The sequence below is a fragment of the Amycolatopsis sp. NPDC047767 genome (assembly GCF_040704195.1).
Classification (GTDB): Bacteria; Actinomycetota; Actinomycetes; order Mycobacteriales; family Pseudonocardiaceae; genus Amycolatopsis.
In genome coordinates this window covers 17,717-42,376 of record NZ_JBEYSJ010000016.1, presented here as the reverse complement: position 1 = coordinate 42,376, position 24,660 = coordinate 17,717, and the positions used below count along the sequence as shown (strand labels likewise).

The 24,660-nt window shown below is 71.3% G+C and carries 27 protein-coding genes; 13 read left to right on the top strand and 14 right to left on the bottom strand.

What is annotated here, in order from left to right; genetic code table 11:
* Positions 1-35: 35 nt before the first annotated feature.
* A complete protein-coding gene (locus AB0878_RS27000; protein ID WP_366583037.1) occupies positions 36-1,274 on the bottom strand; it encodes a Dyp-type peroxidase in 1,239 nt (412 codons plus the stop codon).
* Complete coding sequence (locus tag AB0878_RS26995; RefSeq protein ID WP_366583036.1) at positions 1,271-2,446, bottom strand: EfeM/EfeO family lipoprotein; 1,176 nt, start codon at positions 2,444-2,446, stop codon at positions 1,271-1,273. Before AB0878_RS26995 ends, AB0878_RS27000 begins: the two co-directional genes overlap by 4 nt.
* Before the next feature lie 218 nt (positions 2,447-2,664).
* On the opposite strand from AB0878_RS26995, the gene AB0878_RS26990 reads away from it, so the two are divergent.
* The 5 genes from AB0878_RS26990 (at position 2,665) to AB0878_RS26970 (ending at position 5,416) form a co-directional block, all read left to right on the top strand.
* On the top strand, positions 2,665-2,790 hold the full coding sequence (locus AB0878_RS26990) for a hypothetical protein (protein ID WP_366583035.1): 126 nt from the start codon (positions 2,665-2,667) through the stop codon (positions 2,788-2,790).
* A 385-nt stretch (positions 2,791-3,175) separates the two neighbouring features.
* Positions 3,176-3,532, top strand: coding sequence for a VOC family protein (locus AB0878_RS26985; protein WP_366583034.1), 357 nt, complete (start codon positions 3,176-3,178; stop codon positions 3,530-3,532).
* Between the two features lie 5 nt (positions 3,533-3,537).
* Positions 3,538-4,242: an RraA family protein gene (locus AB0878_RS26980; RefSeq protein ID WP_366583033.1), complete on the top strand. Its 705-nt coding sequence runs from the start codon at positions 3,538-3,540 to the stop codon at positions 4,240-4,242.
* Entirely contained in the window at positions 4,232-4,954 is a 723-nt protein-coding gene (locus tag AB0878_RS26975; RefSeq protein ID WP_366583032.1) for an SDR family oxidoreductase, read from the top strand. Before AB0878_RS26980 ends, AB0878_RS26975 begins: the two co-directional genes overlap by 11 nt.
* Positions 4,955-5,026: 72 nt before the next feature.
* Positions 5,027-5,416 carry an NUDIX hydrolase gene (locus AB0878_RS26970; protein ID WP_366583031.1) on the top strand — a complete coding sequence of 130 codons (390 nt, stop codon included), beginning with the start codon at positions 5,027-5,029 and terminating at the stop codon, positions 5,414-5,416.
* Between the two features lie 409 nt (positions 5,417-5,825).
* On the opposite strand, the gene AB0878_RS26965 is transcribed toward AB0878_RS26970, so the two are convergent.
* The 8 genes from AB0878_RS26965 to pucL form a co-directional block, all read right to left on the bottom strand.
* Positions 5,826-7,010 (bottom strand): glycerate kinase, encoded by a 1,185-nt coding sequence (locus AB0878_RS26965; protein WP_366583030.1) that lies wholly within the window; start codon positions 7,008-7,010, stop codon positions 5,826-5,828.
* A complete protein-coding gene (locus AB0878_RS26960) occupies positions 7,007-7,384 on the bottom strand; it encodes a gamma-glutamylcyclotransferase (RefSeq protein ID WP_364184480.1) in 378 nt (125 codons plus the stop codon). Before AB0878_RS26960 ends, AB0878_RS26965 begins: the two co-directional genes overlap by 4 nt.
* Positions 7,385-7,404: 20 nt before the next feature.
* Positions 7,405-8,847 (bottom strand): NCS2 family permease, encoded by a 1,443-nt coding sequence (locus AB0878_RS26955; protein WP_366583029.1) that lies wholly within the window; start codon positions 8,845-8,847, stop codon positions 7,405-7,407.
* A 177-nt stretch (positions 8,848-9,024) separates the two neighbouring features.
* Positions 9,025-9,507 (bottom strand): nucleoside deaminase, encoded by a 483-nt coding sequence (locus AB0878_RS26950; protein WP_366583028.1) that lies wholly within the window; start codon positions 9,505-9,507, stop codon positions 9,025-9,027.
* A gap of 22 nt (positions 9,508-9,529) precedes the next feature.
* The gene (pucD, locus tag AB0878_RS26945) at positions 9,530-11,839 is read right to left on the bottom strand and encodes a xanthine dehydrogenase subunit D (protein ID WP_366583027.1); all 2,310 of its coding nucleotides are present in this window, start codon (positions 11,837-11,839) and stop codon (positions 9,530-9,532) included.
* Complete coding sequence (locus tag AB0878_RS26940; protein WP_366583026.1) at positions 11,836-12,306, bottom strand: (2Fe-2S)-binding protein; 471 nt, start codon at positions 12,304-12,306, stop codon at positions 11,836-11,838. Before AB0878_RS26940 ends, pucD begins: the two co-directional genes overlap by 4 nt.
* Positions 12,297-13,181, bottom strand: a complete 885-nt coding sequence (locus tag AB0878_RS26935) for an FAD binding domain-containing protein (protein WP_366583025.1) — start codon at positions 13,179-13,181, stop codon at positions 12,297-12,299. Before AB0878_RS26935 ends, AB0878_RS26940 begins: the two co-directional genes overlap by 10 nt.
* A gap of 14 nt (positions 13,182-13,195) precedes the next feature.
* Entirely contained in the window at positions 13,196-14,068 is an 873-nt protein-coding gene (pucL, locus tag AB0878_RS26930) for a factor-independent urate hydroxylase (RefSeq protein WP_366583024.1), read from the bottom strand.
* A gap of 166 nt (positions 14,069-14,234) precedes the next feature.
* Between pucL and AB0878_RS26925 the strand changes: the two genes are divergently transcribed.
* Complete coding sequence (locus AB0878_RS26925; RefSeq protein ID WP_366583023.1) at positions 14,235-15,785, top strand: helix-turn-helix domain-containing protein; 1,551 nt, start codon at positions 14,235-14,237, stop codon at positions 15,783-15,785.
* Here AB0878_RS26925 and AB0878_RS26920 read toward each other — a convergent pair.
* Positions 15,760-16,383, bottom strand: a complete 624-nt coding sequence (locus AB0878_RS26920) for an SDR family NAD(P)-dependent oxidoreductase (protein ID WP_366583022.1) — start codon at positions 16,381-16,383, stop codon at positions 15,760-15,762. The genes AB0878_RS26925 and AB0878_RS26920 overlap by 26 nt on opposite strands.
* A gap of 72 nt (positions 16,384-16,455) precedes the next feature.
* Here AB0878_RS26920 and AB0878_RS26915 point away from each other — a divergent pair, with 72 nt between their 5' ends.
* Complete coding sequence (locus tag AB0878_RS26915; protein WP_366583021.1) at positions 16,456-17,019, top strand: TetR family transcriptional regulator; 564 nt, start codon at positions 16,456-16,458, stop codon at positions 17,017-17,019.
* Here AB0878_RS26915 and AB0878_RS26910 read toward each other — a convergent pair.
* On the bottom strand, positions 16,995-17,888 hold the full coding sequence (locus tag AB0878_RS26910) for a hypothetical protein (protein ID WP_366583177.1): 894 nt from the start codon (positions 17,886-17,888) through the stop codon (positions 16,995-16,997). The genes AB0878_RS26915 and AB0878_RS26910 overlap by 25 nt on opposite strands.
* A 214-nt stretch (positions 17,889-18,102) precedes the next feature.
* Here AB0878_RS26910 and AB0878_RS26905 point away from each other — a divergent pair, with 214 nt between their 5' ends.
* From AB0878_RS26905 to AB0878_RS26895, 3 genes are all read left to right on the top strand, one after another.
* Positions 18,103-18,402 carry a hypothetical protein gene (locus tag AB0878_RS26905; RefSeq protein WP_366583020.1) on the top strand — a complete coding sequence of 100 codons (300 nt, stop codon included), beginning with the start codon at positions 18,103-18,105 and terminating at the stop codon, positions 18,400-18,402.
* 117 nt (positions 18,403-18,519) lie between these two features.
* Entirely contained in the window at positions 18,520-19,389 is an 870-nt protein-coding gene (gene folP / locus AB0878_RS26900; protein WP_366583019.1) for a dihydropteroate synthase, read from the top strand.
* Positions 19,389-20,120: a pyrimidine reductase family protein gene (locus AB0878_RS26895; RefSeq protein WP_366583018.1), complete on the top strand. Its 732-nt coding sequence runs from the start codon at positions 19,389-19,391 to the stop codon at positions 20,118-20,120. Before folP ends, AB0878_RS26895 begins: the two co-directional genes overlap by 1 nt.
* A gap of 25 nt (positions 20,121-20,145) precedes the next feature.
* Here the strand turns inward: AB0878_RS26895 and AB0878_RS26890 are convergent, their stop codons facing one another.
* Positions 20,146-21,243, bottom strand: a complete 1,098-nt coding sequence (locus AB0878_RS26890) for a DNA alkylation repair protein (RefSeq protein ID WP_366583017.1) — start codon at positions 21,241-21,243, stop codon at positions 20,146-20,148.
* A gap of 36 nt (positions 21,244-21,279) precedes the next feature.
* Here AB0878_RS26890 and AB0878_RS26885 point away from each other — a divergent pair, with 36 nt between their 5' ends.
* Entirely contained in the window at positions 21,280-21,972 is a 693-nt protein-coding gene (locus AB0878_RS26885) for a TetR/AcrR family transcriptional regulator (protein ID WP_366583016.1), read from the top strand.
* A gap of 54 nt (positions 21,973-22,026) precedes the next feature.
* Positions 22,027-22,866 (top strand): LLM class F420-dependent oxidoreductase, encoded by an 840-nt coding sequence (locus AB0878_RS26880; RefSeq protein ID WP_366583015.1) that lies wholly within the window; start codon positions 22,027-22,029, stop codon positions 22,864-22,866.
* On the opposite strand, the gene AB0878_RS26875 is transcribed toward AB0878_RS26880, so the two are convergent.
* Complete coding sequence (locus tag AB0878_RS26875) at positions 22,836-23,732, bottom strand: hypothetical protein (protein WP_366583014.1); 897 nt, start codon at positions 23,730-23,732, stop codon at positions 22,836-22,838. The two genes, AB0878_RS26880 and AB0878_RS26875, sit on opposite strands and share 31 nt — an antisense overlap.
* 110 nt (positions 23,733-23,842) lie before the next feature.
* On the opposite strand from AB0878_RS26875, the gene AB0878_RS26870 reads away from it, so the two are divergent.
* On the top strand, positions 23,843-24,652 hold the full coding sequence (locus tag AB0878_RS26870; protein WP_366583013.1) for a helix-turn-helix transcriptional regulator: 810 nt from the start codon (positions 23,843-23,845) through the stop codon (positions 24,650-24,652).
* Positions 24,653-24,660 lie beyond the last annotated feature (8 nt).

Here is a 24,660-nt window from a genome sequence, read left to right as displayed (position 1 = left end):
ACCTTGTGGTGGGAATTGCACTTTCGGGAGAACGGTCAGGCGAGCAACACCCGGCCGTAGTGGTCGTCGGGACCGATCACCCCGGGCAGCGCCAGGAAGTACCCGCCGCCGAACGGGGAGATGTAATCGACCAGCGGCTCGTCGACGAGCCGCTTCTGGACCGCCTCGAACTGACGCTCGAGGTCCTGCTGGTAGCAGGTGAAGATCAGGCCCATGTCCAGGTTGCCGTTCGTGTCCACGCCGCGGTCGTAGTTGACCGCGCGGCGCAGGATCCGGCTGGAATCCGTCTCCGGCTTCCGGGGGTTCGCCTTGCGGATGTGGCTCGTGAGCGGGATGACGGTGCCGATGGGGTCGTCGGCGTACTTCGGCACGTCCTGCTCGTCGGCGCCGTCCAGCGGCGCGCCGGTGTCGCGGCGGCGGCCGAACATGTTCTCCTGCTCGGTCAGCGACACGCGATCCCAGAACTCGACGAGCATCCGGATCAGCCGCACGACCTGGTAGGTACCGCCCTTGGTCCACGCGGGCTCGCCGCTGCCGTCGCCGAGCCAGACCAGCTTGTCGTACTCGGCCTCGGTCGGGTTCGCGATGCCGTCCTTGAAACCCATGAGGTTGCGCGGGGTGCCCGAAGGCCGCGGCTGCGAGGAGAAGCCGTTGATCTTCCAGCGCAGCTGCATGCCGCCGCGGGTGGCGCGGGTGATGTCGCGCAGCGCGTGGAGCACGGTGTCGGTGTTGTCGGCCGAAAGCGTGAGCGACAGGTCGCCGTGGCACTGGGCGGCGTCGAGGTCGTCGTTGGGGAACATCGTCATCGGCTTGAGCTTCTTCGGCTTGACCGCCGCGAGGCCGTAGCGCTCGTCGAACAGCGACGAGCCCACGCCGAGCACCACGCCGAGGTTGCCCGCCGGCACGACCGGGCCGAGCACGCCGGAATCGGCGGGCGGCGCGGTGATGCCGAGCGCCGCGGGGGCGCCGCCTGCGGTGAGGAAGCGCGCCCGCTCGGTGATCTGCTTGAACAGGTCCGCCAGCTCGGCCTTGTTGTCGGCGACGACGTCGAACGAGGCCACCACGCTCTGCGCGGGCGGCCGGCGCACGATCGCGGCCTGGCGGTCGCCGTGGAACGCGACGGAACCGGAGCCGGTGTCGGCGGCGCTCGCGGCGACCGAGCCGACCCCCACGCCCGCGGCGGCGGTCAGGCCCGCGCCGACGACGGTGCGGCGCAGGAACGTCCGGCGGGAGGACTCCCCGGGCAGGGCGGGCTTGGCGGGCTTGGCGGTCACGAAACCCTCCTGGGTTCGGCGATGGCCGCGATCGGGGCGAGCCGCTCGGTGAGCTCGCTGACGTCGGCGTTGATCTTCTGGCGTTGCGGTGTGGTGAGCGCCGAGACCGGCGTCCACGAACCGTCGGGCTTGCGGGCGCCGTCGAGAGTGGTTTCGGTGCGCTTCATCCAGCTGTCCACATCGGACAGCTGCGGGTAGCGCGGGGCGAGCACCGGGCGCAGGACGTCGAGCACGGTCTGCACGCCGTCGAGGTTCGCCCGCGCGGTGGCGAGGTTGGTGCCGCTGCCGTAGTCGGTCTTGGCGGTGAGCTCGAACTGCAGGGCGTTCTCCACGATCTCGTGGGCGCGCAGGCCGAGGTCGTTGGGGTCCACCTGGCTCTGCGGGAAGGCCGTGCGCAGGTCCTGGACGTCCGTGGCGAGCTTGTCGACGACGCCGCCGAGCGAGCCCATGTCCTCGTTGTGCCAGAGGCCGTATTCGAGGCGGTGGAAGCCGGTGAAGTCCGGGTCGGAGGTGCCGCCGGGCAGGCCGGCGGTCGTGCCGTTGATGGCGCCGTCGGAGTCGCCGAACGCGTCGTACGCGGCGCCGAGGCGCTCGTAGGTCAGGTGCGCGGTGAGCCAGGTGGACTCGCTCGCGCCGCGGTCGCCGCGGTGCACGGCGTCCTTGAGCGCGCCGACGTCGGTGACCAGCGTGTCGAGGCCCTGGGTCACCTTGGCCTCGTAGACCTTCAGCGGCTGCAGGAGGTCGTTCTGCGTCACCGCCGCGACACCCGGGCCGCGCTCGGCGCCGCCACTGACGGTCGTCGTCGGGCCCACGATCGCGGAGGAGTCCTCCGGAAGGCACCGGAAGGCGTACGATCCGTTACCGAGCGTCACCGACATCGGCCGGGTCGTCCCCGTGCCGAGTCCCTCGACCTCGCCGTAGATCACCCCGGTCTTCGGGTCGATCAGATCGACCTCCGACGTGACGGCACCGGTGTTGTGAAGGTTGAAGATTTGCGGGCCCGGCTTGGGGTCGGTCCAGCCCTGACCACAGGCGGAGCGGGAGATCTGGATCTCCGGATCCTGCGCGGACGCCCCGTCGGGCCAGACCGCGAAGGCGATTCCCACGGCAGCAGCGACGACCACGACACCCGCGGCCCCCACCACCCAACGGGCACGTACAGACCCCGGCACGCGCACACTCCTGCCACTCGTTCGGACTACCGGGAGGGAATTATGCGTGCGGAACGTGAAGAAACAGGGGGTCGAGACCACCTCCCGCCCGGGAATTCACCAGGACTTCAACCAAAAACCGATGAAATCGGATATAAGGATCAAAGCACCAGGCTGCGTTAAGCCCTTTCTGTCTTGTTTGGCGGTTTTCTCGGGCGGGCGCGGCGGGAAGGTCGAGCTTGGCCACGAGACGGGCGGCGGCGGTCGTCGCCGGAGTGGGGCGGGCGGGCCTCGCGGTGGCAAATCTGCTGTGTGAGGACGGAATCGGCGTGGTGATGCCGGTGGAGCGCGAGTTCATCGGATAGCGCCCCGCGTGCCGGGTTCTGTGTCTTTGGCCCGGGCTGTGTCTTTGGCCCGGGCTGTGTCTTTGGCCCGGGCTGTGTCTTTTGGTCCCCGGCTCTGCCGGGGCGGCGAGATCGCCTTTGAGCCGACTGCCGGATTGTGCAGTCGGATCGGCCGGGCCGATCGCACAATCCGAAACCGGCGCGAACTCGCGGGTGGGTTGGCAGGGGGCGTGCTTGGCAGTTCTGGCTGCGGCACTCGGAGATCTTCCGCAACACCGCCGCCAGCCGTTCCTGGCCCGCAGGGCCGAGGCGGCGGGGCCAGAGCATTCGTGGAGCTGTTCAGGGGCAACGGCGCGGACTACTGAAACTCGTTGCGCGCCCGTCGCCAACGCGGTTGGCTCGGGGGATGACTCCTCCGCCCGGCTTGCCGTCCGTGATCCCGCGCATGATCGTCGAGGATCCGGCCGCCGCGGTGGAGTTCCTGGTCACGGTCTTCGCGGCCACCACCACGCCCACGTCCGGGCCGGCGGAGGTGCGGCTCGGCGACGCGCTCGTGCTGGTCTCCGGCGTTTCGGCGGAGCGGGAGGCGTTCCCGGCGTTCTTGTGCGTGTACGTGGCCGACGTCGCCGGCACGTACGCCCGGGCGCTGGCCGCGGGAGCCAGGTCGCTGGAGGAGCCTCGCGAGACCCCGTACGGCGATTTCCGTGCCATGGTGCGGGATCCGTCCGGTAACGTCTTCCAGCTCGCTGCGAGAAAGGCCTGAGGAAGATGAAGAACGACGAGCTGCGGCGCCGCTTCGAGACGCTGACCACCGCGCACCTCACGGACGGCTGCATCCGCGCGCGGCTGCAAGTGCGGTGCGCGCCGGCGGGGACGCGGGCCGCCGTCGGTGGGCGGGTGGCCGGGCGGGTGTTGCCGGCGCGGCACGCGGGCAGCGTCGACGTGTTCCTGGAGGCGCTGATGAGCGCCGAGGAGGGCGACGTGCTGGTGGTGGACAACGGCGGGCGCCTCGACGAGAGCTGCGTCGGCGACCTCGTGGCGATCGAAGCCGCGACAGCGGGCGCGTCCGGCATCGTCATCTGGGGCCTGCACCGCGACACGGCCGACCTGCGGGCGATCGGACTGCCCGTGTTCAGCCTCGGCTCCCTGCCGACCGGACCGCTCACGCTCACCGACCGCGCCGCGAACGCGCTGGAGTCCGCCCGCGTCGGCGAGTGGGAGGTGACGACGGACGACCTGGTCTTCGGCGACGACGACGGCGTGGTCTTCGTGCCCGCCGCCGAGGCCGACGACGTGTTCCGCCTCGCGGAGTCCATTCGCGACACCGAGCGCCGCCAGGCCGAGCTCATCCGCGGTGGCAAGACGTTGCGCGAGCAGGTGCGCTTCGCCGAGTTCCTGCGCGCCCGCGAGGCCAACCCCGCGTTGACCTTCCGCGAACACCTGCGCGCCGTCGGCGGGGCCATTGAGGAGTGAGCGCCCGGTCGCCCTGGTCACCGGCGTCGGCCGACGCGCGGGCATCGGGGCGGCCATCGCCGAACGCCTCTCCGCCGACGGCTGGCTCGTCGCATCCACGCACTGGCAGCCCTACGACGCCCGCATGCCGTGGGGCCCGGACCCTGTTGCTCTGGGGGATTTCTCGGTCGAAGCGGACCTGGCCGATCCGTCGGCCCCGGCTTTGTTGTTCGACCACGTGGTTTCTGCTGTCGGCAACGTGACGGCCTTGGTCCTGGCGCACTGCGAATCCGTCGACTCCAGTCTCCTCGACACTTCTCTGGACAGCTTCGACCGGCACTTCGCGGTGAACACCCGCGCGAACTGGCTGCTGATGCGCGAGTTCGCCCTGCGGTTCGCCGGCCCCCACGGCACCGGCCGTATCGTCGCCCTGACCAGCGACGCCGTGGTCGGCAACGTTCCCTACGGCGCCAGCAAAGGCGCCCTCGACCGCCTGGTCGTGGCCGCCGCGGCGGAACTCGGCCCCCGTGGCATCACCGCCAACGCCGTCAACCCCGGCCCCACCGACACCGGCTGGATGGACGGCCCCCTCCAGACGACCATCCGCACCCGCACCCCCCTCGGCCGCCTCGGCACCCCACGCGACTGCGCCAACCTGGTGTCCTTCCTGTGCGGCCCCGACGGCGCCTGGGTCACCGGCCAGCTCCTCACCTCCCACGGCGGCCTCTCCTGACCACCAAGCCCCTCACCTCCCACGGCGGCATCTTGTGACCACCAAGCCCCTCACCTCCCACGGCGGCCTCTCATGACCACCAAACTCCTCGCCTACGCCTGGCTCCCCCGCGGCGCCATGGTCCTGCTCCTACGCCGCACCCCCGGCACCTTCCTCGGCGAACACTGGGAACTCCCCGGCGGCACCGCCGAACCCGGCGAACCCCCGGAGACCACCGCCGTCCGCGAGGTCGCCGAAGAAACGGGCCTCCACGTCCACCTCCTCGGCCAACGCGCCCACCTCACCTGGCCCGACCTCGACGGCCGCCCCCTCACGATCCACGCCCACATCTACGACGCCACCGAACCCACCCCCGGCGCGGTCACCCTCAACCCCACCGAACACGACGCCTTCACCTGGGCCACCCCGGACACAGCCGCGGACCTGCTCCTCTCACCCCACGTCCGACGCCTGTTCGGCTGAGCCACAGCGCCCCAACGCCCCAATGCGGCGTTCGGTGCGTTGACCGCAACCAACGCCGCATTGGGGCGCTGGCCGGCCGAGCAGGACCACGCCGGAAACCGCCGCGGACCTTCGTCTCTCACCGCACGTCCGCCCCCTGCTCGGCTGGGCCACAGCGCCCCGCCGGCCCCCAATGTGGCATTCGGTGCGCTGGACGCACCCAAAGCGGCGTTCGGTGCGTTGAGCGCAACCAACGCCGCATTGGGGCGCTGGCGGGCGGAGCTGGGCCACGCCGGAAATCGCCGCGGAACTGCGCCTCTCATCGCACGTCCGGCGTCTGCTCGGCCAGGCCGCGCCCAAGCGCCCCAATGTGGCGTTCGGTGCGCTGAGCGCAACCAACGCCGCATTGGGGTGCGTTGGGGCGGCGGAGCTAGGCGGCTGCGGTGTGGGTGCGGGCCAGGTGTTCGGCGAGGCGGCGCAGCAAAGGCGCCGCGTTCGTCATGCAGCTTGCCGGGTCCGGTTCGAGGTCGGTGAGGGTGTGGACGGCGGTGAAGCCGGCGGCGCGCCATTCGGCTGGGGGGAGGAGGCAGCGACCGGCCACGGCGATGGTGGGGACGCCGGCGGCTGTGGCGGCGCGAAGGACGCCGATGGGGGCCTTGCCGTGCAGGGACTGGGTGTCCAGGGAGCCCTCGCCGGTGATGACGAGGCGGGCGTCGCGGACCGCGTCGGAAAAGCCCAGGAGGTCGAGCAGTAGCGAGATGCCCGGGCGCATGCGGGCGCCCAGTGCGGCCAAGGCCGCGAAGCCCACCCCGCCCGCCGCGCCGGCGCCAGCGGCCGAGGCGGAGCCGCCGGAGGCGGAGCCAGGCCCGGAGCCGGCGGAGCCGGCGGAGGCGGCGGAGGCGGCGGAGGCGGCGGAGGCGGAGGCGGAAGAAGGGCCCAGCACCGAAGCCCAGTGGCGCAATCCGGCTTCCAGCACGGCGACGTCCGAAGGGCTTGCACCCTTTTGCGGCCCGTAAACCGCCGCCGCGCCCAAAGGGCCCAGCAGTGGGTTGTCCACATCGCAAGCCAGCTCGAGGTCCACAGCAGACACGCCAGACAGGTCCACAGTAGACACCGAGGACAACCCGATTCCGCCCGGAGGCACCGGGGCGCCGGAAGAATCCAGCACCCGAGCCCCCAGCGCGGTCAGCATGCCGGCGCCGCCATCGGTGCACGCGCTCCCGCCGACGCCCAGCACGATCCGCGAAGCGCCGGCCGCCCGTGCTGCCGCGATCAGTTCGCCCGTGCCGTAGCTCGACGCCGTCAGCGGTGCCGGCAGCCCGCCCGGCAGCCGGTGCAGGCCGGAGGCCTCCGCCAGCTCCACCACGGCAACCTCGCCCCGCAGCGCGAAGAACGCCGTGATGCGCCGCCCCGTCGGTCCGGACACGCGGACCGGCACCCGGCGGAAGCCGGCGGCGACGGCGGCGGCCACCGTGCCCTCGCCGCCGTCCGCGACCGGGAGCTCGACCACGGGCTCGTCGCGGGACACCGCGAGCAAGCCGGCAGCGACCGCCGACGCGACCTGCGCCGCCGTGAGCGAGCCCTTGAACTTGTCGGGCGCGACCAGCACCGTCATGACTGCGACCGGAACGCCCGCCAGTCACCGATCTCGGTGATGTCGCGCAGCTGCACGTGGGAAGTCTGCGGCCGGCGCAGCAGCATCGCGAACGCCGAGCTCCCGTCAGCCAGCTCGATCACGCCTAGCTCCAGCTCGGGCGGTTCCGCCGGCAGCACGCGATCCCGCAGCGCGTCCAGCGACACCTCGTACACCTCACCCGCCACCGCCCCGCCGCCGTGAGCGACCGGCACCAGCGCCGGACACTGGCCGCCCACGGAGTAGAAGCGGTACTTCGGCGCGGTGGTCGTCGAGGCCACCAGCGGGGCGCCGTCGAGCAGGTGGTGCAGCGGCTCGCCGCGCATGGCGCCGCCGTTGAGGAACATCAGGGTCACAGCAAGTCCTTTCCCGACAACTACAGCACAGCCTTGACGACGTCGATTCCGAAGTAGACGGTGAACACCAGCGCCAGCACCGTCAGGATCCAGCCGGCCTCGCGCCACTTGCCCTTGCACGTCTTGATGAGCACGAACGCGATCAGGCCCGCGCCGACACCGTTGGTGATGGAGTAGGTGAACGGGATCAGCGCGACCGTGAGGAACACCGGGATCGTGTAATCACTGTCCTGCCAAGGGATGTTGCGGCACTGCGCCACCATCATCCCGCCGATCACCACGAGCGCCGGCGCCGCGGCCTGCGCCGGGACGATGCCCGCGATCGGCGTGAACAGCAGCGTCGCCGCGAACAACGCGCCGGTCACCACGCTCGCGAGCCCCGTCCGCGCGCCCTCGCCCACGCCGGCCGCCGATTCGAGGAACACGGTGTTGGGCGACGAACCCGAGAACCCGCCGGCGATCGCGCCCGCGCCGTCCACGAACAGGATCCGGCCCATCCGCGGCACGCGGCCGTCCTTCGCCAGCCCGGCCTCGGCCGACACGCTGGTGATCGTGCCCATCGCGTCGAAGAAGCCCGACAACACGAGAGTGAACAGGAAAATCGTCGCGGTCAACGCACCGGCCGAAGCGAAGCCGCCGAACAGGTCGATGTGGCCCAGCAGCCCGAAATCGGGTACCGCCACCACGTGGCTCGGCAGCGTCGGGGTGGTCAGACCCCAGTTGCCGACGTGGAAACCGTCGTGCAACACCACGGCGAGCACAGTGGACACCGCGATGCTGATCAGCACCGCGCCCGGCACCTTCCGCGACATCAGCACCGTCATCAGCAGCAGACCGAAGCAGAACACCGCGATCGGCCAGCCGTCGAGGTGCCCGTCGAAACCGAGCCGAACGGGCACAGTGGACTCGGCCGAGTCCGGCGTCCGCGTGACGAACCCGGCGCTGACCAGGCCGACGAGCGCGATGTAGAGCCCGATGCCGACGGTGATCGCCATCTTGAGCGGTGCCGGGATCGCGTTCATGATCCGTTCGCGGATCCCGCTCACGGCCATCAGCACGATGCAGACGCCTTCGAGCACCACGAGCCCGAAGGCCTGCGGCCACGTCATCGCCGGCGCCATCTGGAACGCGACGATGCCGTTGATCCCGAGACCCGCGGCCAGCGCGAGCGGCGCGTTGCCGACGAGTCCCATGAGGATGGTCATCACCGCGGCCGCCAGCGCGGTGGCCGTGGTGACCTGGGCGGCGCTGAGTTTCGCGCCGGTGATGTCGGCGGAGGCGCCGAGGATGAGCGGGTTGAGCAGCACGATGTAGGCCATCGCGACGAACGTGGTGATACCGCCGCGCACCTCGCGGCCCACGGTTGTGCGGCGGGCCGTGATGTCGAACAGTCTGTCCATTACGGACTTGCGAGCCGGTCCTGGCGCCGGGGTCACAGCGTCGTCGATGTGTACCTGGGTCATGCGTCGTCCCCTTGCCGGTGGGTGTGCTTCTTCACGCCGCTCGGACGAGGGCGTGAAGAAGCCTGACGATTGGGCTTTTCTGGTGCTCCGGTCAGCACCGGGATGGGCCCGGGTACGGGCTTCCGGTGTCGGGCGCGAATCGGGGCCGGACCGGGGAGAACCGCCGGCCCCGCGCGCCTAGTAGTCGACGCGGTCCGGCCGGTCCAGCCAGGCGTCGAACGGGGCGAAACCGTCCTTGAGCGACAGCCGGGAAACGGGTACTTCCCAGGTTTCGCGGGACTTTTCGAACAGTTCGTAGAACGCGCGGTCGTCGAACCCGGCCTTGGCCGCGTCGTGGCGATCGGCCGCGAAGACCACGCGGTCCACCCGCGCCCACAGCGCCGAGGCCAGGCACATCGGGCACGGCTCGCACGAGGACACGAGCACACAGCCCTCGAGCTTGAACGTGCCGAGCGCCTGGCAGGCCGCGCGGATCGCGACCACCTCGGCGTGGGCGGTCGGGTCGAGCGAGGGCGTGACGCGGTTGACCCCGGTCGCAATGATGTGGCCGTCCTTGGCGACCAGCGCCCCGAACGGGCCGCCGCCGTCGGCGACGTTGCGGGTCGCGATGCGGACGCTCTCCAGAAGCCACTCGCGTTCGGCGTCGATGGACAGAGTCATTTCGCCAGTTCTCCCAACGTGTTCAGGTTCCGGTGATGTGCTCGGGCCGGATCGGGACCCGGGGCAGTTCGAGGCCCGTCGCCGCGCGGATGGCGTTGGCGACCGCCGGCGTCGAGGAGATCGTGGGTGGTTCGCCGACACCGCGCACGCCGTAGGGCGCGTGCGGGTCGGGCCGCTCCAGCACGTCGATGCGCATCGGCGGCATGTCCAGCACGGTCGGGATGAGGTAGTCGGTGAACGACGGGTTGCGCACCTTCCCGTCCACCACCTGGATCTCCTCCATCACGGCCAGGCCGAGGCCCTGCGCCGAACCGCCCTGGATCTGGCCGATCACGGCGTCGGGGTTCATGGCCTTGCCCACGTCCTGCGCGCAGTCGAGCTGCACGACCTTGACCAGGCCCAGCTCCACGTCGACGTCCACCACGGCGCGGTGCGCGGAGAAGCCGTACTGCACGTGGGCGTCGCCCTGGCCGGTCTCCGGGTCGAGCGGGTACGTCTTGCGGTGGTGGAACTCCCGCGTCTCCTCGACGATCTCCTCGCCGAGAATGTCCACCAGGGACGCCACGACCTCGCCGTCGCCGGCCACGATCTTGCCGCCGGACAGCGACATGCCGGTCGCGTCACGGCCCAGCCGGCGTTCGGCCAGCGCGTACACCGCGTCGGCCACCGCCCGGCACGCGTTGCGCACGGCACCGCCGGTGACGTACGTCTGCCGCGAAGCCGAGCTCGACCCCGCGTCGCCGACGCTCGTGTCGGCCGGGTGCACGGTCACGCGTGGCAGGCCGAGCTCCGTGCGCGCGATCTGCTGCTGCAGTGTCACAAGCCCCTGGCCTACCTCGGCCGCGGCTGTGTGCACCATCGCCACCGGCTCGCCGCCGATCACCTGCAGCCGCACGCGGGCGGTCGAGTAGTCGTCGAGTCCCTCGGCGTAGGAGATGTTCTTGATGGTCACGCCGTAACCGACCCCGCGCACCACGCCTTCGCCGTGGGTCACATTGGACGCTCCGCCGGGCAGGTCGCGGATGTCCACAGTGCCCGAACGTTCCGGCGGCAACGGCATGTCCTTCAGCCGCTGGATCAGCTCGGCCACGGGAGCCGGGAAGTCGACGAGCTGACCGGTGACGTTGGTGGATCCCTCGCTCATCGCGTTGCGGATCCGCAGGTCCGCGGGGTCCATGCCGAGCGCCGTGGCGAGTTTGTCCATTTGGGACTCGTACGCGTACGTCGGCTGCACCGCGCCGAGGCCGCGCATCGCGCCGCACGTCGGGTTGTTGCTGTACACGCCCCAGCCCTCGATCTTCGCGTTGGGCACGTTGTACGGGCCGACGGACAACGTGGTGCCGTTGCCGACCACCACCGGTGTCTTGGACGCGTAGGCGCCGCCGTCGAAGTACATCCGGGCGCGCACGTAGACCAGATCGCCTTCGCGAGTGGCCCCGTGCTCGTAGTACATCTTCGCCGGGTGCCGGTGCACGTGGCCGAAGAACGACTCCTCCCGGTTGTAGACCATCTTCACGGGCCGGCCGGTGCGCAGCGCGAGCAGGCACGAGTGGATCTGCATCGACAGGTCCTCGCGCCCGCCGAACGCGCCGCCGACGCCGCTGAGCGTCAACCGCACCTTCTCCGGCGGCAGGCCGAGGGCCCGCGCGGTCTGCTTCTGGTCCACGTGCAGCCACTGCGTGGCGAGGTAGAGGTCCACGCCGCCGTCGTCGTCGGGCACGGCGAGGCCGGACTCCGGGCCGAGGAAGGCCTGGTCCTGCATGCCGATCTCGTACACCCCGGACACGACCACGTCGGCCTGCGCGGCCGGATCGCCCTTGACGATCCGTTGGTAGCGCACGAGGTTCCCGCCGGGGTGCAGCTTCGGCAGGGTCTCGTCGTGGGCCGCGCGCTCGGGGTCGGTGACGGGTTCGAGCACCTCGTACTCGACCACGATCTGCTTGAGCGCCTGCCGCGCGATCTCCGGGTGGTCGGCCGCGAGGATCGCCACCGGCTCGCCCTGGTAGCGCACGCGGTCCTCGGCCAGCACCGGCGTGTCCTGGTACTTGAGGCCGTAGAGGTTCTCACCGGGCACGTCCTCGTGCGTCAGCACCGCGTGGACGCCGGGCTGCGCCAACGCGCGGGAGACGTCGAGGCGCACGATCCGCGCGTGCGGGTGCGGGCTGCGCAGCGTGGCGCCCCACAGCATGTCCTCGTGCCACAGGTCGGAGGAGTACGCGAACTCGCCGCGCACCTTGAGCGTGCCGTCGGGCCGCAGCGGGCTCGTGCCGATGCCGCCGCTGACGGTGTCGGCCAGCTCCTGCGGCGACCGGGCGGGGGCCGGGCGCGTCATGCGTGCTCCTTCCGCGCGGCCGCGAGCCGGACCGCGTCGAGGATCTTCTCGTACCCGGTGCAGCGGCACAGGTTCCCGGCCAGGGCTTCGCGGATCTCGGCGTCGCTCGGGTTTTCGGTGCGCGCCACGAGATCGTGGGCGGTCACCAGGAGCCCGGGCGTGCAGAAGCCACATTGGACGGCCCCACACTCCACGAAGGACTCCTGGATCGGGTCCAGGTTGTCCCCGTCGGCGAGGCCTTCGACGGTGCGCACCTCGCGGCCCTCGGCCTGCCCGGCCGCGACCAGGCAGGCGCACGCCGGAACGCCGTCGAGGTACACCGTGCACGAGCCGCACTCGCCCTGCTCGCACGCGTTCTTCGAGCCGGCGAGGCCGAGCCGTTCACGCAGCACGTAGAGCAGGCTTTCGCCTTCCCAGACGTTGTCCGCCTGGCGCCGCTCGCCGTTGACGATCACGTTCACGCGCATTCTGTGCGCCTCCCTCCGCAGTATTCGGTCCAGGCCCAGCCGAGCGTCCGGCGCGCCAGCACCGACAGCGCGTGCCGGCGGTAGTCGGCGCTGCCGCGCACGTCGTCGATCGGCGCGGCCGCGGCGGCCACCAGCTCGCCGAACCGGCGTTTCACCGAGTCGGCGAGCGCGCGCGGACGATCCCACTGGTCGTCGGCCGCCAGCTCGCCCGCGAGGAACTCCTCGGCGTCGAACGCGCGGCGCGGCGTCGGGGCGGCCGAGCCGACGCCCGTGCCCACGCGGCGTTCGGCCGGGTGCACCGCGAGGCCGAACGCGCAGACCGCGATCACCATCGCGTTGCGGGTCCCGACCTTGCTGAACTGCTGCGGCCCGCTCGCGGGTGCCAAGTGGACGGCCGTGATCAGCTCGTCGGGTTCGAGCACATTCCGCTTCACACCGACGTAGAAGTCCTTCGCCGCCACCCGCCGGGTGCCCCGCGTGGACGCGATCTCGACCTCCGCGTCGGCCGCGAGCAGCGCCGGGTGCGAGTCACCGGCGGGCGACGCGGCGCCGAGGTTGCCGCCGACGCTGCCGCGGTTGCGGATCTGCGGCGAGCCGACCGTGCGCGCCGCCATCGCGAGGCCGGGCAGCCGGTCGCCCAGCTCCGCGATGATCCGCGTGTACGGCGTCGCGGCGGCGATCCGGATGCGGCCTTCCTCGACGTCGTAGCCGTAGAGCTCGCTCACGCCGTTGAGGTCGAGCAGAGCCGGAGGGCGGCGGTGGTCGAAGTTGATCTCCACCATCACGTCGGTGCCGCCCGCGATGGGCACGGCGTCGGGGTGCGCCGCCTTGGCCTCGAGGGCCTCGGCGAGCGTGGTCGGGCGCAGGAACTCCACGGTGAGCCTCCGTCTCAGGACCAGGCCGGCCCGGCGGGCGGCGCGTCGTCGCGCAGCACGGTGCCCTCGATCAGCCCGTAGGGCCGGTCGGCGGCGTGGAAGACCTCACCGGGGTTGTCGAGGCCGAACGGCGACAGGTCGGTGAGGAAGTGGTGCTTGTTCGGCAGCGACAGCCGTACCTCCACGATCTCGGGCACGGTCTCGAGCACGCGCGACCCCATCGCGTAGAGCGTCTGCTGCAGCGACTGGCTGTGCGTTCCGCCGAAAGCGTCGAGCAGCGAGGCCAGGGCCGTGTCGTACGCGCCGGCCCAGTCCACGTCTTCGCCGGCGAAGCGCCAGCTCGCGTTGACGGCCGTGGCGAGGATGCGGTCCTTGGTCTCCGGCAGCGTCGTGTAGCTGTCACGCGGGAAGCCCCAGAACTCCGAGCCGGTGGTGTTGAGCACCGTGAGGTCCTCGACACCGCCGAGCACCCAGGCCCGCTCGCCGTCGTAGTGCACGGTCGTGGTGCGCGTGCCGCCGCCCGAGCGCGCGAACGAGTGGTGGGCGGGCTGCCCGGCGACCGTCAGCCGCTGCCACGGGTACGACTCCACGCGTACGCGGGCGCCGTGGATGCTCTCCTGCGTGGAGACGAAGTGGCGCGCGAGGCGCAGCGCGTAGTCCTCGATCTCGCCGACGCCGTCGCGGGCGAACGCGAACACGGTGTTCTTCTGCGTGTCGGTGGCCAGCACCTTGTCGTTGGCGCCGGTGAGGTGGGTGTCGCTCATGTCGCCGGACAGCGAAACGCTGACGTTGAGGTCGGTGATCCGGTGCTCGTCGCCGTCGCGGTCGACGCGCACGACCCGGTTCTCCGCCTTTCCGTAGCGGTTGTCGCCCAGAACGATCGCCATGGTGTTCCTTCCCTTCGCTCGTCGGCCAGTACACACGCCGTGACGTGGCGCGGACCACGGCAGATCCACCGAAACCGGGTGGGCGTCGAGGGTGGTTTTTCGTAGGTTCCTCCAAACGACGGCGGCCCCGGCGTGTGCGCTACTTGAGCCGGGAAGGAGGTGCCGCGTGCGGCTGGGTGCGCTGCTGGACACGCCGGAGCTCGGGCTGACCCTGCTCACCGGCGAGTCGGCGCTGGACCGCGAGTTCGGGCGCGTTTTCCAGGCGACGCTGCAGGACCCGACGCGTTACCTCAGCGGCGGCGAGATCGTGCTGTGCGGCATGCGCTGGCTGCCCGGGCCCGCCGAGGCCGAGGAGTTCGTCGGCGTGCTCGCGGCGGCCGGCGTGGTCGCGCTGGGTGCCGGGACGGCGGAGGTCGGCGGGCCCGTGCCCGAGCACCTCGTTGAGTCGTGCCGGCGGGTCGGGCTGCCGCTGTTCGAAGTGCCGCTGTCGGTGTCCTTCGCGACAGTGACCGAGCGCGTGATCCTGGGCCTGGCCGCCGAACGCTCCGCGCCCGCACACGACTCGCACCGGCGCCTCGTCGCAGCCGTGACCAGCGGTGACGGGCTGCCGGCGTTGGTTTCCGCGGGCGCTGCCGAGCTCGGCGTGGACTGCTGGGTGCTGAGCGCGACCGGGCGGCTGATCGCCGGCACGGGTTCGACGCCCTCCGACGCGCGCCGGGCCGCCTTGGCCCGCCGGTTCCTGCGCGCGGAACGCCTCCCGCTGACCGTGCCCGGCGACGACGGTCCCGTCACGCTCCTGGCCGCCGCCAGCCGCTCAGGCCACCGCGTGGCGAGCTGGTTCCTGGTGGCTTCCGGCGATATCGGCCGTTGGGCTCCTGCGCGACGTGACCTCGCTTTGGAACTGGCGCCGTTGATCGGGCTGGAGCGTTCCCGCGTCGACGAGGCCAAACGCATCGAGAACCGGGCGGCCGAGCCGCTGCTGCGCTTGGCCCTCTCCGACGACGCTTCTCCGGCTTCGCTGTCCGCGCGGCTCGCGGCGCTGGAGTTCCCCCCGTCCGCCCAGGTCGTGACCCTCTCGGCCGCAGTCGACGGCGGCGGCCCGGGCCTCACCCAGGTGCTCGTGGAGGAGCTGCTGGCTTCGGTCCCCGCCCCCACGCTGGTGGCCACCGTCGACGGCGAGACCTTCGGCCTGTTCCCGGCGCACGACCGCCTCGGGCGCCTCGCCGAGACGCTGCGCGAGTCCGTCCGCGCGGTCGAACCGGCGCTGGGCTCCGCCCGCCTGTCCGTGGGCCTCAGCCGCGCGCCCGACGCGGGCGGCCTGCGCTCTGGCCTCCAGGAGGCGCGCCACGCCCGCACGCTGGCCGCCCTCTCGCCGGGCCGCGCCGCCGTACTGGCGGGCGACGAGGTGGCGTCACACCTCCTGCTGCTCGCCGCCGTGCCCGATGACCTGCGGCGCTCTTTCGGCGAGAAGGTGCTGGGCCCGGTGCTGGCGTACGACGCCGCCCACGGCTCGGAACTTCTGGCGACGTTGAAGGCTTTTCTGGAGCATTCCGGCTCGTGGACCCAGACCTCCGGGGCGCTGCACCTGCACGTGAACACGCTGCGGTACCGGATCTCGCGCATTTCGGAACTGACCGGGCGGGATCTGGGGCGGTTCGCGGACCGGGTGGATCTTTATCTGGCGGGCTGCTTCACGCAGGACTGGGGTTGGTCGTGATCAGCACTTCCCTCTCCCAGACGCGCTGGGTGTGCAGCCGCCAGTAGTGCTCGGCGACGACGTCCGGATCGAAGGCCGTGCCCTTCGCCACGGTGCCGCCGACGGTGACCGTGGCGAAGTGCAGCGTGGGGTACTGCCCGGCGAACAGCGCCGTCACCGCGCGGAGGCCGGCTTTGCCCAGCGAGAGGCTGGTGTAGGCCGCTTTCGGCTCGGGCATGCCGCCGGTGGTGAGGAACGTTCCGTGGCCGCGCGCGGCCATCTTCGGCGCGAGGTGGGCGGCGGCGGTGTAGGCGCCGACGACGTTGACTCGCCACAGCCCGAGGTGCTCCTCCGCGTCGAGCTCCCCCGGCGTGTCCCTGCGGATGGCCGCGGCGTTGTAGACCACGACGTCGGGCAGCCCCTGGTCCTCGGTCACCGCGTCGAGCGCGTGGCGCAGGGACTCCTCGTCCCCCACGTCGGCCAGGTGGGTCACGGCGTCGATCCCCAGGTCCTTGCGCCGCCGCGCCACCGCCGCCACGGCGAACCCCTCCCGCGCGAACCGCCGCGCGACCGCCGCCCCGATTCCCGGCCCCGCCCCGATCACGACGATTCCTGCCATGAGTCGACGGTAGCGCGTGACATGGCCGACCAACTCCCAACCCACCGACCAGTTGGTTGGTATCCTCGCCGGATGGCGCGCGACGCGGAACAGACCAAGCAACGGCTGCTCGAAGCCGCCATCGGCGAGTTCGCGCAGTACGGGATCGCGGGGGCGCGGGTGGACCGGATCGCCGCCGCGGCCGGGTGCAACAAGGCGATGATCTACTCGTACTTCGGCAGCAAGGAGGGACTGTTCGACGCCGCGTTCGACGAGCGGACGGGAGCGTTCTTCGAGGCGGTGCCGTTCGACGCCGGGGATCTCGCGGGGTACACCGGGCGGGCGTTCGACTACTTTGACGAGCATCCGGAGACGTTGCGGCTCTCGACCTGGTACCGGCTCGAGCGGTCGGAGGCCGAGCACCTCGCGGCCATCACCGAGGCCAACGACGTCCGGCTGGGGGAAATCGGGCGGGCGCAACGCGAAGGCGAGATCCCCGGGCATTTTTCGCCCGTGCAGCTGCTCGTGCTGATCCAAGCGCTTTCCGCGGCGTGGCACAGCACCAACCCGGAACTCGGGCCGCACCTGCCGAGCGCCCGCGCGGGGAGGCGGCGGACGCTCGTCGACGCGGTTCAGGGATTACTCGCACTGAAATAGCCGGCAGTGCTTTTCGCGCGAATTAACGAAAAAACAACGCTGCCGACCAGAACGAGAGAGGCCGAGGCCGAGAGCGCCAGTAAGAACCAAGGCGCACCGAAGGGCGGAATTCCCGCGAAGGCCTCGATGCCGATCACCGCGGTGAGCACGGCGTCGGCGGCCACGGCGAGCCAGACGACGCGCAGGCGAGCCGCCTCGGGCAACGCGGTGAAGCGCAGCAGCCACGCCAGCCCGGGCAGCACGAGGATCGCGTGCATCGCCACGGCGTGCAGGGGTTTCAGGGAACCCGCGGTCGTGTAGGCCAGCTCGGGTGACCCGCCCCTGGCCTCGACGACGCCGCGGGCGATCATCACCGCGCCGGTGGCGAGGGCGACCATCAGCACCAGCAGGCCGAAGCGCACGGCGACCAGCATGCTCGGCGCCATGCTGCCCGGCGAACGGAAAGCAGCGGCCGTGAAGCCCAGCGCCGTCAGCACGATCACGCCGCCGCCGGCCGCGAGCGACATCGACACCACCGTGTCGAAGCCGGTCTCGAAGTTGAAGTGCGACGGGACCCCTCGCCACGCCTGCATGGTCACGAGCACGACCTCCGCCACGCACGCCACGAGGAACGCGCCCAGCAAGCCGGCCCGCGCCCGCGGCCGCAGCGTGAGGTACGACGTCGCCCACGCCACCGACGCCAGCGTGAGACCGAACGACAACCCGAACGTGACCGCCTTGCGCAGCGACACCGGCCCGAGCCACGTGCCGCCGCTGGCGAGCAGCACCACCGCGTTCACGACGCCACTCGCGAAGAGCGCCGCCCCCACCACGTACGCGACGCGTTCCACGCGCCTGCCGTCCCGCCAGATGCGGCTCACTGCGTCCATCACCGGCTGAGTCATGACGTCAGTTTGGTGCTGTGACAACGTTTCGTCGTCGGCTCGGTGTCGACACCCGCGTACGCAGATTTACGTACGCCGTCCACTGGGAAAACGCGAAAAAAGAGCACGTAAAGAACCCATTGCAATTCCGGGATAACGCGTGGGCGTCGCCACTCGGCAGGAGGATGCGATTGCCCTGGGTGAGTTCTACCCTGAAGACATGTACATAGCCTTGCTCGCCTACACGGCGCCTCGAAACGAAGTCGACTACGCGCTGGCAGAACACGCGGAGTGGTTGCGCACGCACTTCTCCCGCGGATTGTTCCTGGTTTCCGGAAAAGGGGACACCGAGCACGACCAGGTCATCCTGACCCGCCCGTGCGTGCGCGGCAAGCTGGACGCCGTGCTCGCCACCGACCCGCTCGTCGTCCAGCACCTCGCGCATTACACCGTGATCGAATTCTCCGCCACTCGCACCTCCCACGAATTCCACGCCATCAACGAGGCGCTCGCCTCCTGAAGTCGCCGGCCCGGGAGCAGGTGGCCTTCGGCGGTGTTGCCCGCCACCTGCCCGCCGTATCACCGTCGTGCGCTCGCCTATGATCGCGGCAACCGACGTTCCGGTACGGGAGAAGCCATGCACACGCCCGACCTCGTCTTCCGAGGCCGCCGCCTCACCAGCGATCGCGCGCTGGTGATGGCCATCGTCAACCGCACCCCCGATTCGTTCTACGACAACGGTGCGACCTACCTCGAGACCCGCGCGCAGGACGCCATCCGCCGCGCGTGCGCCGAGGGCGCGGACCTCATCGACATCGGCGGCGTGCCGGCCGGCAAGGGCCCCGAGGTCACCACGGCGGAGGAGATCGCCCGCGTGGTGCCGACCGTCGAGTGGGCGCGCGAGACCTTCCCGGACCTCGTGATCAGTGTCGACACCTATCGCGCCGAGGTCGCGGACGCCGTCTGCCGCGCCGGCGCCGACATCGTGAACGACAACTGGGCGGCCTTCGAGCCCGAGATCCTCGACGTCGCGGCCCAGCACGGCGCGGGGTACATCTGCTCCCACACCAACGGCCTCACGCCACGCACCGAAGCCGCGAAGCCGCACTACGACGACGTGGTGGGCGCCGTGATCGACGGCACCACGGACCTCGCGAAGCGCGCGCTGGAGCGCGGGGTGCCGCGCGAGGGGATCATGATCGACCCCTGCATCGACTTCGGCAAGAACTCCTACCAGTCGCTGGAGCTGATGCGGCACACGCAGGCGCTCGTGGACACGGGCTGGCCGGTGCTGATGGCGCTGTCGAACAAGGACGTGATCGGCGAGACGCTCGACGTGCCCGTCGGCGAGCGCGTGATCGGCACGCTCGCGGCCACGGCCGTCGCGGCGCTGCACGGGGCCGCGATGTTCCGGGCCCACCAGGTCACGGAGACACGGCAGGTGGCGGAGATGGTGGCCAGCATCGTGGGCACGCGCCCGCCCGCGCACGTGGTGCGGTCGGTTTGATGCGCGAGATCTTCCCGGGCGTGCGCGACCTGGCCGAGGCCGACCTGGAGGCGCTGTACGCGTACCCGGCGCCCGGCAAGTGGCTCGCGGTGAACTTCGTGTCGAGCGCCGACGGTGCCGTGACCGTCGAAGGTCGTTCGGCCTCCCTGTCCACGCCCGCCGACCGCGTGATCTACCGCCTCGGCAACGACCTCGCCGATGTCGTCCTCGTCGGCGCGGGCACCGCCCTGATCGAGGGCTTTCAGGGCTTGCGCCCCGACGAGCACTCCGCCGACCGGCGCCGCCGCCACGGCCTCGCGCCGATCCCGCCGATCGCCGTCGTCACCGGCGGCGGCTCGCTGCGCCCGGACGCCCCGGTGATCACCCAAGCGCTCGTGCCCACCATCGTCATCACGCACGCCGGCACCGACCCCGACCTGCGCGCCGCCTGGACCGCCGCGGGCGCCGACGTGCTCGTCGCCGGCACGGACGCCGTCGACCTCGATGCCGCCGTCGCCACCCTCGCTTCCCGCGGGCTGACCCGCATCGACTGCGAGGGCGGCCCGCGCCTCTTCGCGTCCCTCCTGGCCGCCGACGCCGTCGACGAGCTCCGCCTGACGATCTCCCCCTTTCTCGTCGCGGGCCACGCCACCCGCGCGGCCTTCGGCGACACCATCGACCCCGCGCGGCTCCGGCTGGCCTCGGTCCTGGAGGACGACGGGACGTTGATGCTGCGGTATCTGCTCCACTGAATCAGTCCACAGTGGAGCGTTCGCTTCACGTCAGCAATTCGAAATCCGCCTTTCCCAACGAGGTTCCGTTCACCTGGATCTCCAGCGCGTGCGGGCCCGGGTGGTAGACGCGGGTGGTGATGACGCGGAACGAGTGGGTGCGGTCCAGGAGCAGCTCGGCACCCGGGTCGAGGACGCGGGTGGTGAGCTTGAAGACCTTCGGCGTGGTGGTGCCGTTGGCTTTGCGGTGGTGCACGACGTAGTCGACGACCAGGTTCGCCGGTGAGTCGCCGGTGTTGCGCAGGGTGGCGGTGAAGCCCAGTTCGTCGCCGATGGACACCGAGGGCGCCGACAGCAGCGGGCCTTCGAAGGTGATGCCGTCAGGAGGACCGAAGCCGAGGAGCGCCAGCGCACCCGGGTCGCCCTGTTTGATCAGGGTGCGCAGGCCGTGGCGGACGAGCTGCTGCGTCTGCTTGCCACCGGAATCGCCCAGCCACCGGCCCGCGGCCGCCACCGCGACCTCGGGGCGCGCGCGGCTCACGTCGTTGAGGTGGTTGGCGACCGAGCGCCGCACGTACGCCGACGAGTCGCCTTGCAGCGCGTCGAGGATCGGCGCCGTGACGCCCGGCCGAGCGGTGATCGCCCCCACCCGGCGCGCCCACGGCAGCAGCGGCCGCGTGCCCTCCGACGCCAGGCGGCGGACGTGCTCGGACGGGTCGGAGGTCCAGGCCAGCACCTTCGGCAGGGCGCGGTCGAGATCGGCGTCGAGCAGCGGGCGGATGGCGAACTCCGCCGTGAGCCGTGGTGTCAGGGCCGCGAGCAGATCCAGCGCGGCGTCGAAGGCTTCCGGCCCACCGTCCTGCAGAGCCCGCGCCGAAGCCGCCTCCGAGACGGGCCAGATCATCCAGCCGGAGAAGGACTCGTCAGCCAGCGCCCGCTGCACGACGTCTTCGAGCTCGGGGTAGCCGCCCGGCAGGTCGGCCAGCAGTGCGTCGCGCACGGCGTCCGTGCGCTGCCGCAGCCCGAGCCCACCCAGGCGGACCCGGCGAAGCTCCCCGAAGGCGACACCGGGCGCCGCCGCCTCCATCGAGGCGACCAACCCCCTGACGACGCCGTCGTTGAGCATCTCGTCGGCCAGCGGCATCCGCTTCTCCCCTTCGTCAAGCGCTACATTCGTTACATGCCCATCCAGAACACCAGCGCCAAGGACCGGCTGCTCCTGGCAGCGGCCCAGCTGCTCGACGCGGCGGCCGTCGGACCGGTGTCGACCCGCGCGATCTGCGAGCGGGCCGGCGTGCAGGCGCCGACCCTGTACCACCACTTCGGCAGCAAGCAGGGACTGCTCGACGCGGTGGTCAACTTCGGCTTCACCCAGTATGTGGAGAGCACCGACAAAAACCGCGCGGACGCCGATCCGGTCGAGCAGATCCGCGAGGGCTGGGACCGCCATGTGGATTACGGCCTCGCCCACCCCGCCTTCTACGTGCTGCTCTACGGCCAGATCGAGCCCGGTGTCCCCTGCACCCTCACCTCCAGCGCCGAGGCGATGCTGCTGGAGCTGCTCACGCGCGCCGCCCGCCAGGGCCGCCTGCGCGTGGCCCCCGCCGAGGCCGCGCAGCAGATCGCGGCCGCCAACTCCGGCGTCACGCTCAGCCTCATCGCCCAGCCCGAAGACGCCCGCGACCTGGAGATGTCCCACCAAGTCCGCGAAGCCCTGCTGGCCAGGCTGATCACCGACGCGCCCGCCGACGCGGGGTCGAGTGTCGGTGTGCTGGCCGTCGCTCTCTCGACGGCGCTGGACGAGCAGAGCGACCAGCTGACGCCTGTCGAGCAGACCATGCTGCGTGAGTGGCTGGGCCGCCTGGCGTCCTGAGATCGCTATATTTGCTACAGTCCTCTACATAACAAACGTAGAGGAGGATCCGGCATGCCCGCAGCACTCGGCAGGTACGGCGCGTGGATGAGCCCCGCCACCGACGACGAGACCCGCAAGAAACTGGCCGTGGAAGCCGAAAAACTGGGCTACACCACGGTGTGGTTCGGCATCGGCGCGAGCTCCGTCGAGGACTTGGCCTATTTCGAGGAAGTCCTGGATGCCACCGACCGGATCACCGTCGCCACCGCGATCGTGAACATGTGGACCAACGACGCCGGCCGTATCGCCGAGTCCTACCACCGCCTCGCCGAACGCCATGGGGAGCGGTTCCTGCTCGGCGTCGGAGTCGGGCACCCCGAGTCGATCACGACGTACCAGAGCCCGCACCAGAAGATGATCACTTATCTCGACCGGCTCGACGCCGAGGGTGTGCCCGCCGAAGCCCGCGTGCTCGCGGCGTTGGGGGACCGTTCGCTCGAACTCGCCGCCACGCGCACGCGCGGCGCGCACCCGTACCTCGTCGTGCCCCAGCACACCGAGCACGCGCGGGCGATCCTCGGCCCGAACGCACTGCTGGCACCCGAGCACAAGGTCGTGGTCGACGACGACACCGTGGCGGCGCGCGCGGTCGGGCGCCCGTTCGTGCACAAGCCCTACCTCGGCCTGCGCAACTACGTGAACAACCTGCGCCGCCTCGGCTACACCGACGCCGACGTGGCCGGCGAGGGCAGCGACCGCCTCATCGACGACCTCGTCCTCCACGGCACCCCCGCCGCCATCCACACCCGGCTGGCCGAACACCTCCACGCCGGCGCCGACCACGTCGGGGTCCACGTGCTGGGGCCTGACCCGTTGACTGGCTACCGGCGGCTCGCCGAAGTGCTCTTGTGAGTGAACTGCTGCACGGCCTCGTCGGCCTTGTCGAAGGCGGCGCGGGCGGCCGTGAGGTCGGCGGCGGCGCGGGCGGCGCGGTCTTCGGCGTCGGCCAGGCGGGCGCGTAGTTCGGACAGGCGGGCGTCGGCCTGTTCGGCGATGCGTTCGGTGCGGACGAGGGTGCGGGAGGCTTCGGCGCGTTCGCGGGTGGCGGCGGAGGCCTTGCGTTGCCATTCTTCGCGGGCGGCGCGTTCGCGTTCCTGCGTGGCGCGGTCCTTTTCGGACTTTTCGCGGGCGGCCTTTTCGTCGGCCTGTTTGCGGCGGGGGTTTTCCTTTGCCGGAGCGGGTTTTTTCGCGCGAGACGGAGACGGAGCCGGAACCAGCGCCGCAGCGGGCTTCTTCTTCGCCGAGGCCGACGAAGAAGCCGGCAACGACAGCCACTGGTCCGCATCCTGGTGCGCCACCGACGTCAGCCGTCCGGCGAGGACGAGCCGTGCGACGGCCGGGTCCGCCACGACCGTCTCCAGGGTCTCCTCGACCTCGCGCGCGACGGAGTCGCTCAGGTCCGGCGCGTCGCGCAGCACGGAGCGCACCAGTTCGGCCCGCCGTTGCGCCAGCTCGCGCAGCTGGTCGCCGGCGAGGCTTGCGTGGGCGGCGCGCAGCCGGTCGCCCAGGTCGGACAGCTCGGCAAGCGCCGGAGAGCCGTCGCGGGCCAAGCGGTTGACGAAGAAGGCGGCGGTCGTCGGCTTGCGCAGCGCCTGGATGCGGCGGGCGAGCTCGGCGTCGCCCTCGCTCTTGGCCGCCCGGGCCGCGGCGGTGCGGGACGCGACGAAGGACGCGGGCTCGCCCGCGTAGAGGTCATCGGCGACGGTGTCGAAATCCACCGCACCACGGAACCACACCGGTAGTCCGAACGCGACGCATCACGTACGGTGGACGCCTCGGCAAAGCCGAAAGCCGCAGGTCACGCGAGACAGGTCCAGGGACGGTGCCCATGACGCCATCGGGCAGGCTCGCGCTGGCGGCCAGTCCCCTGGTCGCCGGCGCACTGCAGGCGCTCCAGCGCGTGACCGGGCTGCCGGTCACGATGGGCGGGCCCGTGTCGGCGGGGTCGCGGACGCTCGTGATCGACCAGCTGCGCGGCACGGCCACGGGCTCGCTGCAGCACCTGCGCGTCGACACCGGCGCCGGGCTGGGCGGCAAGGCCGTGGCGCTCGGGCGGCCGTCGACGGTCATCGACTACCTCAACGCGCAGGGCATCACGCACAAGTACGACCGCGCCGTCGCGCCGGAGCAGCTGCGGGCGATGGTCGCGCTGCCGGTGCGCGTGGGCGCGTCGACACGCGCGGTGCTGTACGCGGCGACGCGCGACTCGATCACCTTCGGCGACCGGATCCTGCGCGCGGCGAGCGCCGTCGTCGCGCGGCTGGAGCGGGACATTGAGGTGGAGGAGGAAGTCCGGCGCCGTGTTGCGACGCCGCAGGCGGGCGAGCACCACGACCTGCACGCCGAGCTCCTCGCGATCGCCGGTTCGATGCACGACGACGAGGCCCGCGCGCGGCTGCTCGAAGTGTGCGAACGCCTGCGTCCGGCCGAAGCACCGCCGGGGATCACGCTGTCGCCGCGCGAGCTCGACGTGCTGCGGCTCGTGGCCGAAGGCTGCACCAACGACGAGATCTCCGAGCGGCTCGGGCTGCTGCCCAACACGGTCAAGTCGTACCTCAAGCACGCCATGCGCAAGCTCGACGTCAGCAACCGGATCCAGGCGGTGAACCGGGCCCGCGCGGCCGGCCTGCTCGGCTGAGCACCCTC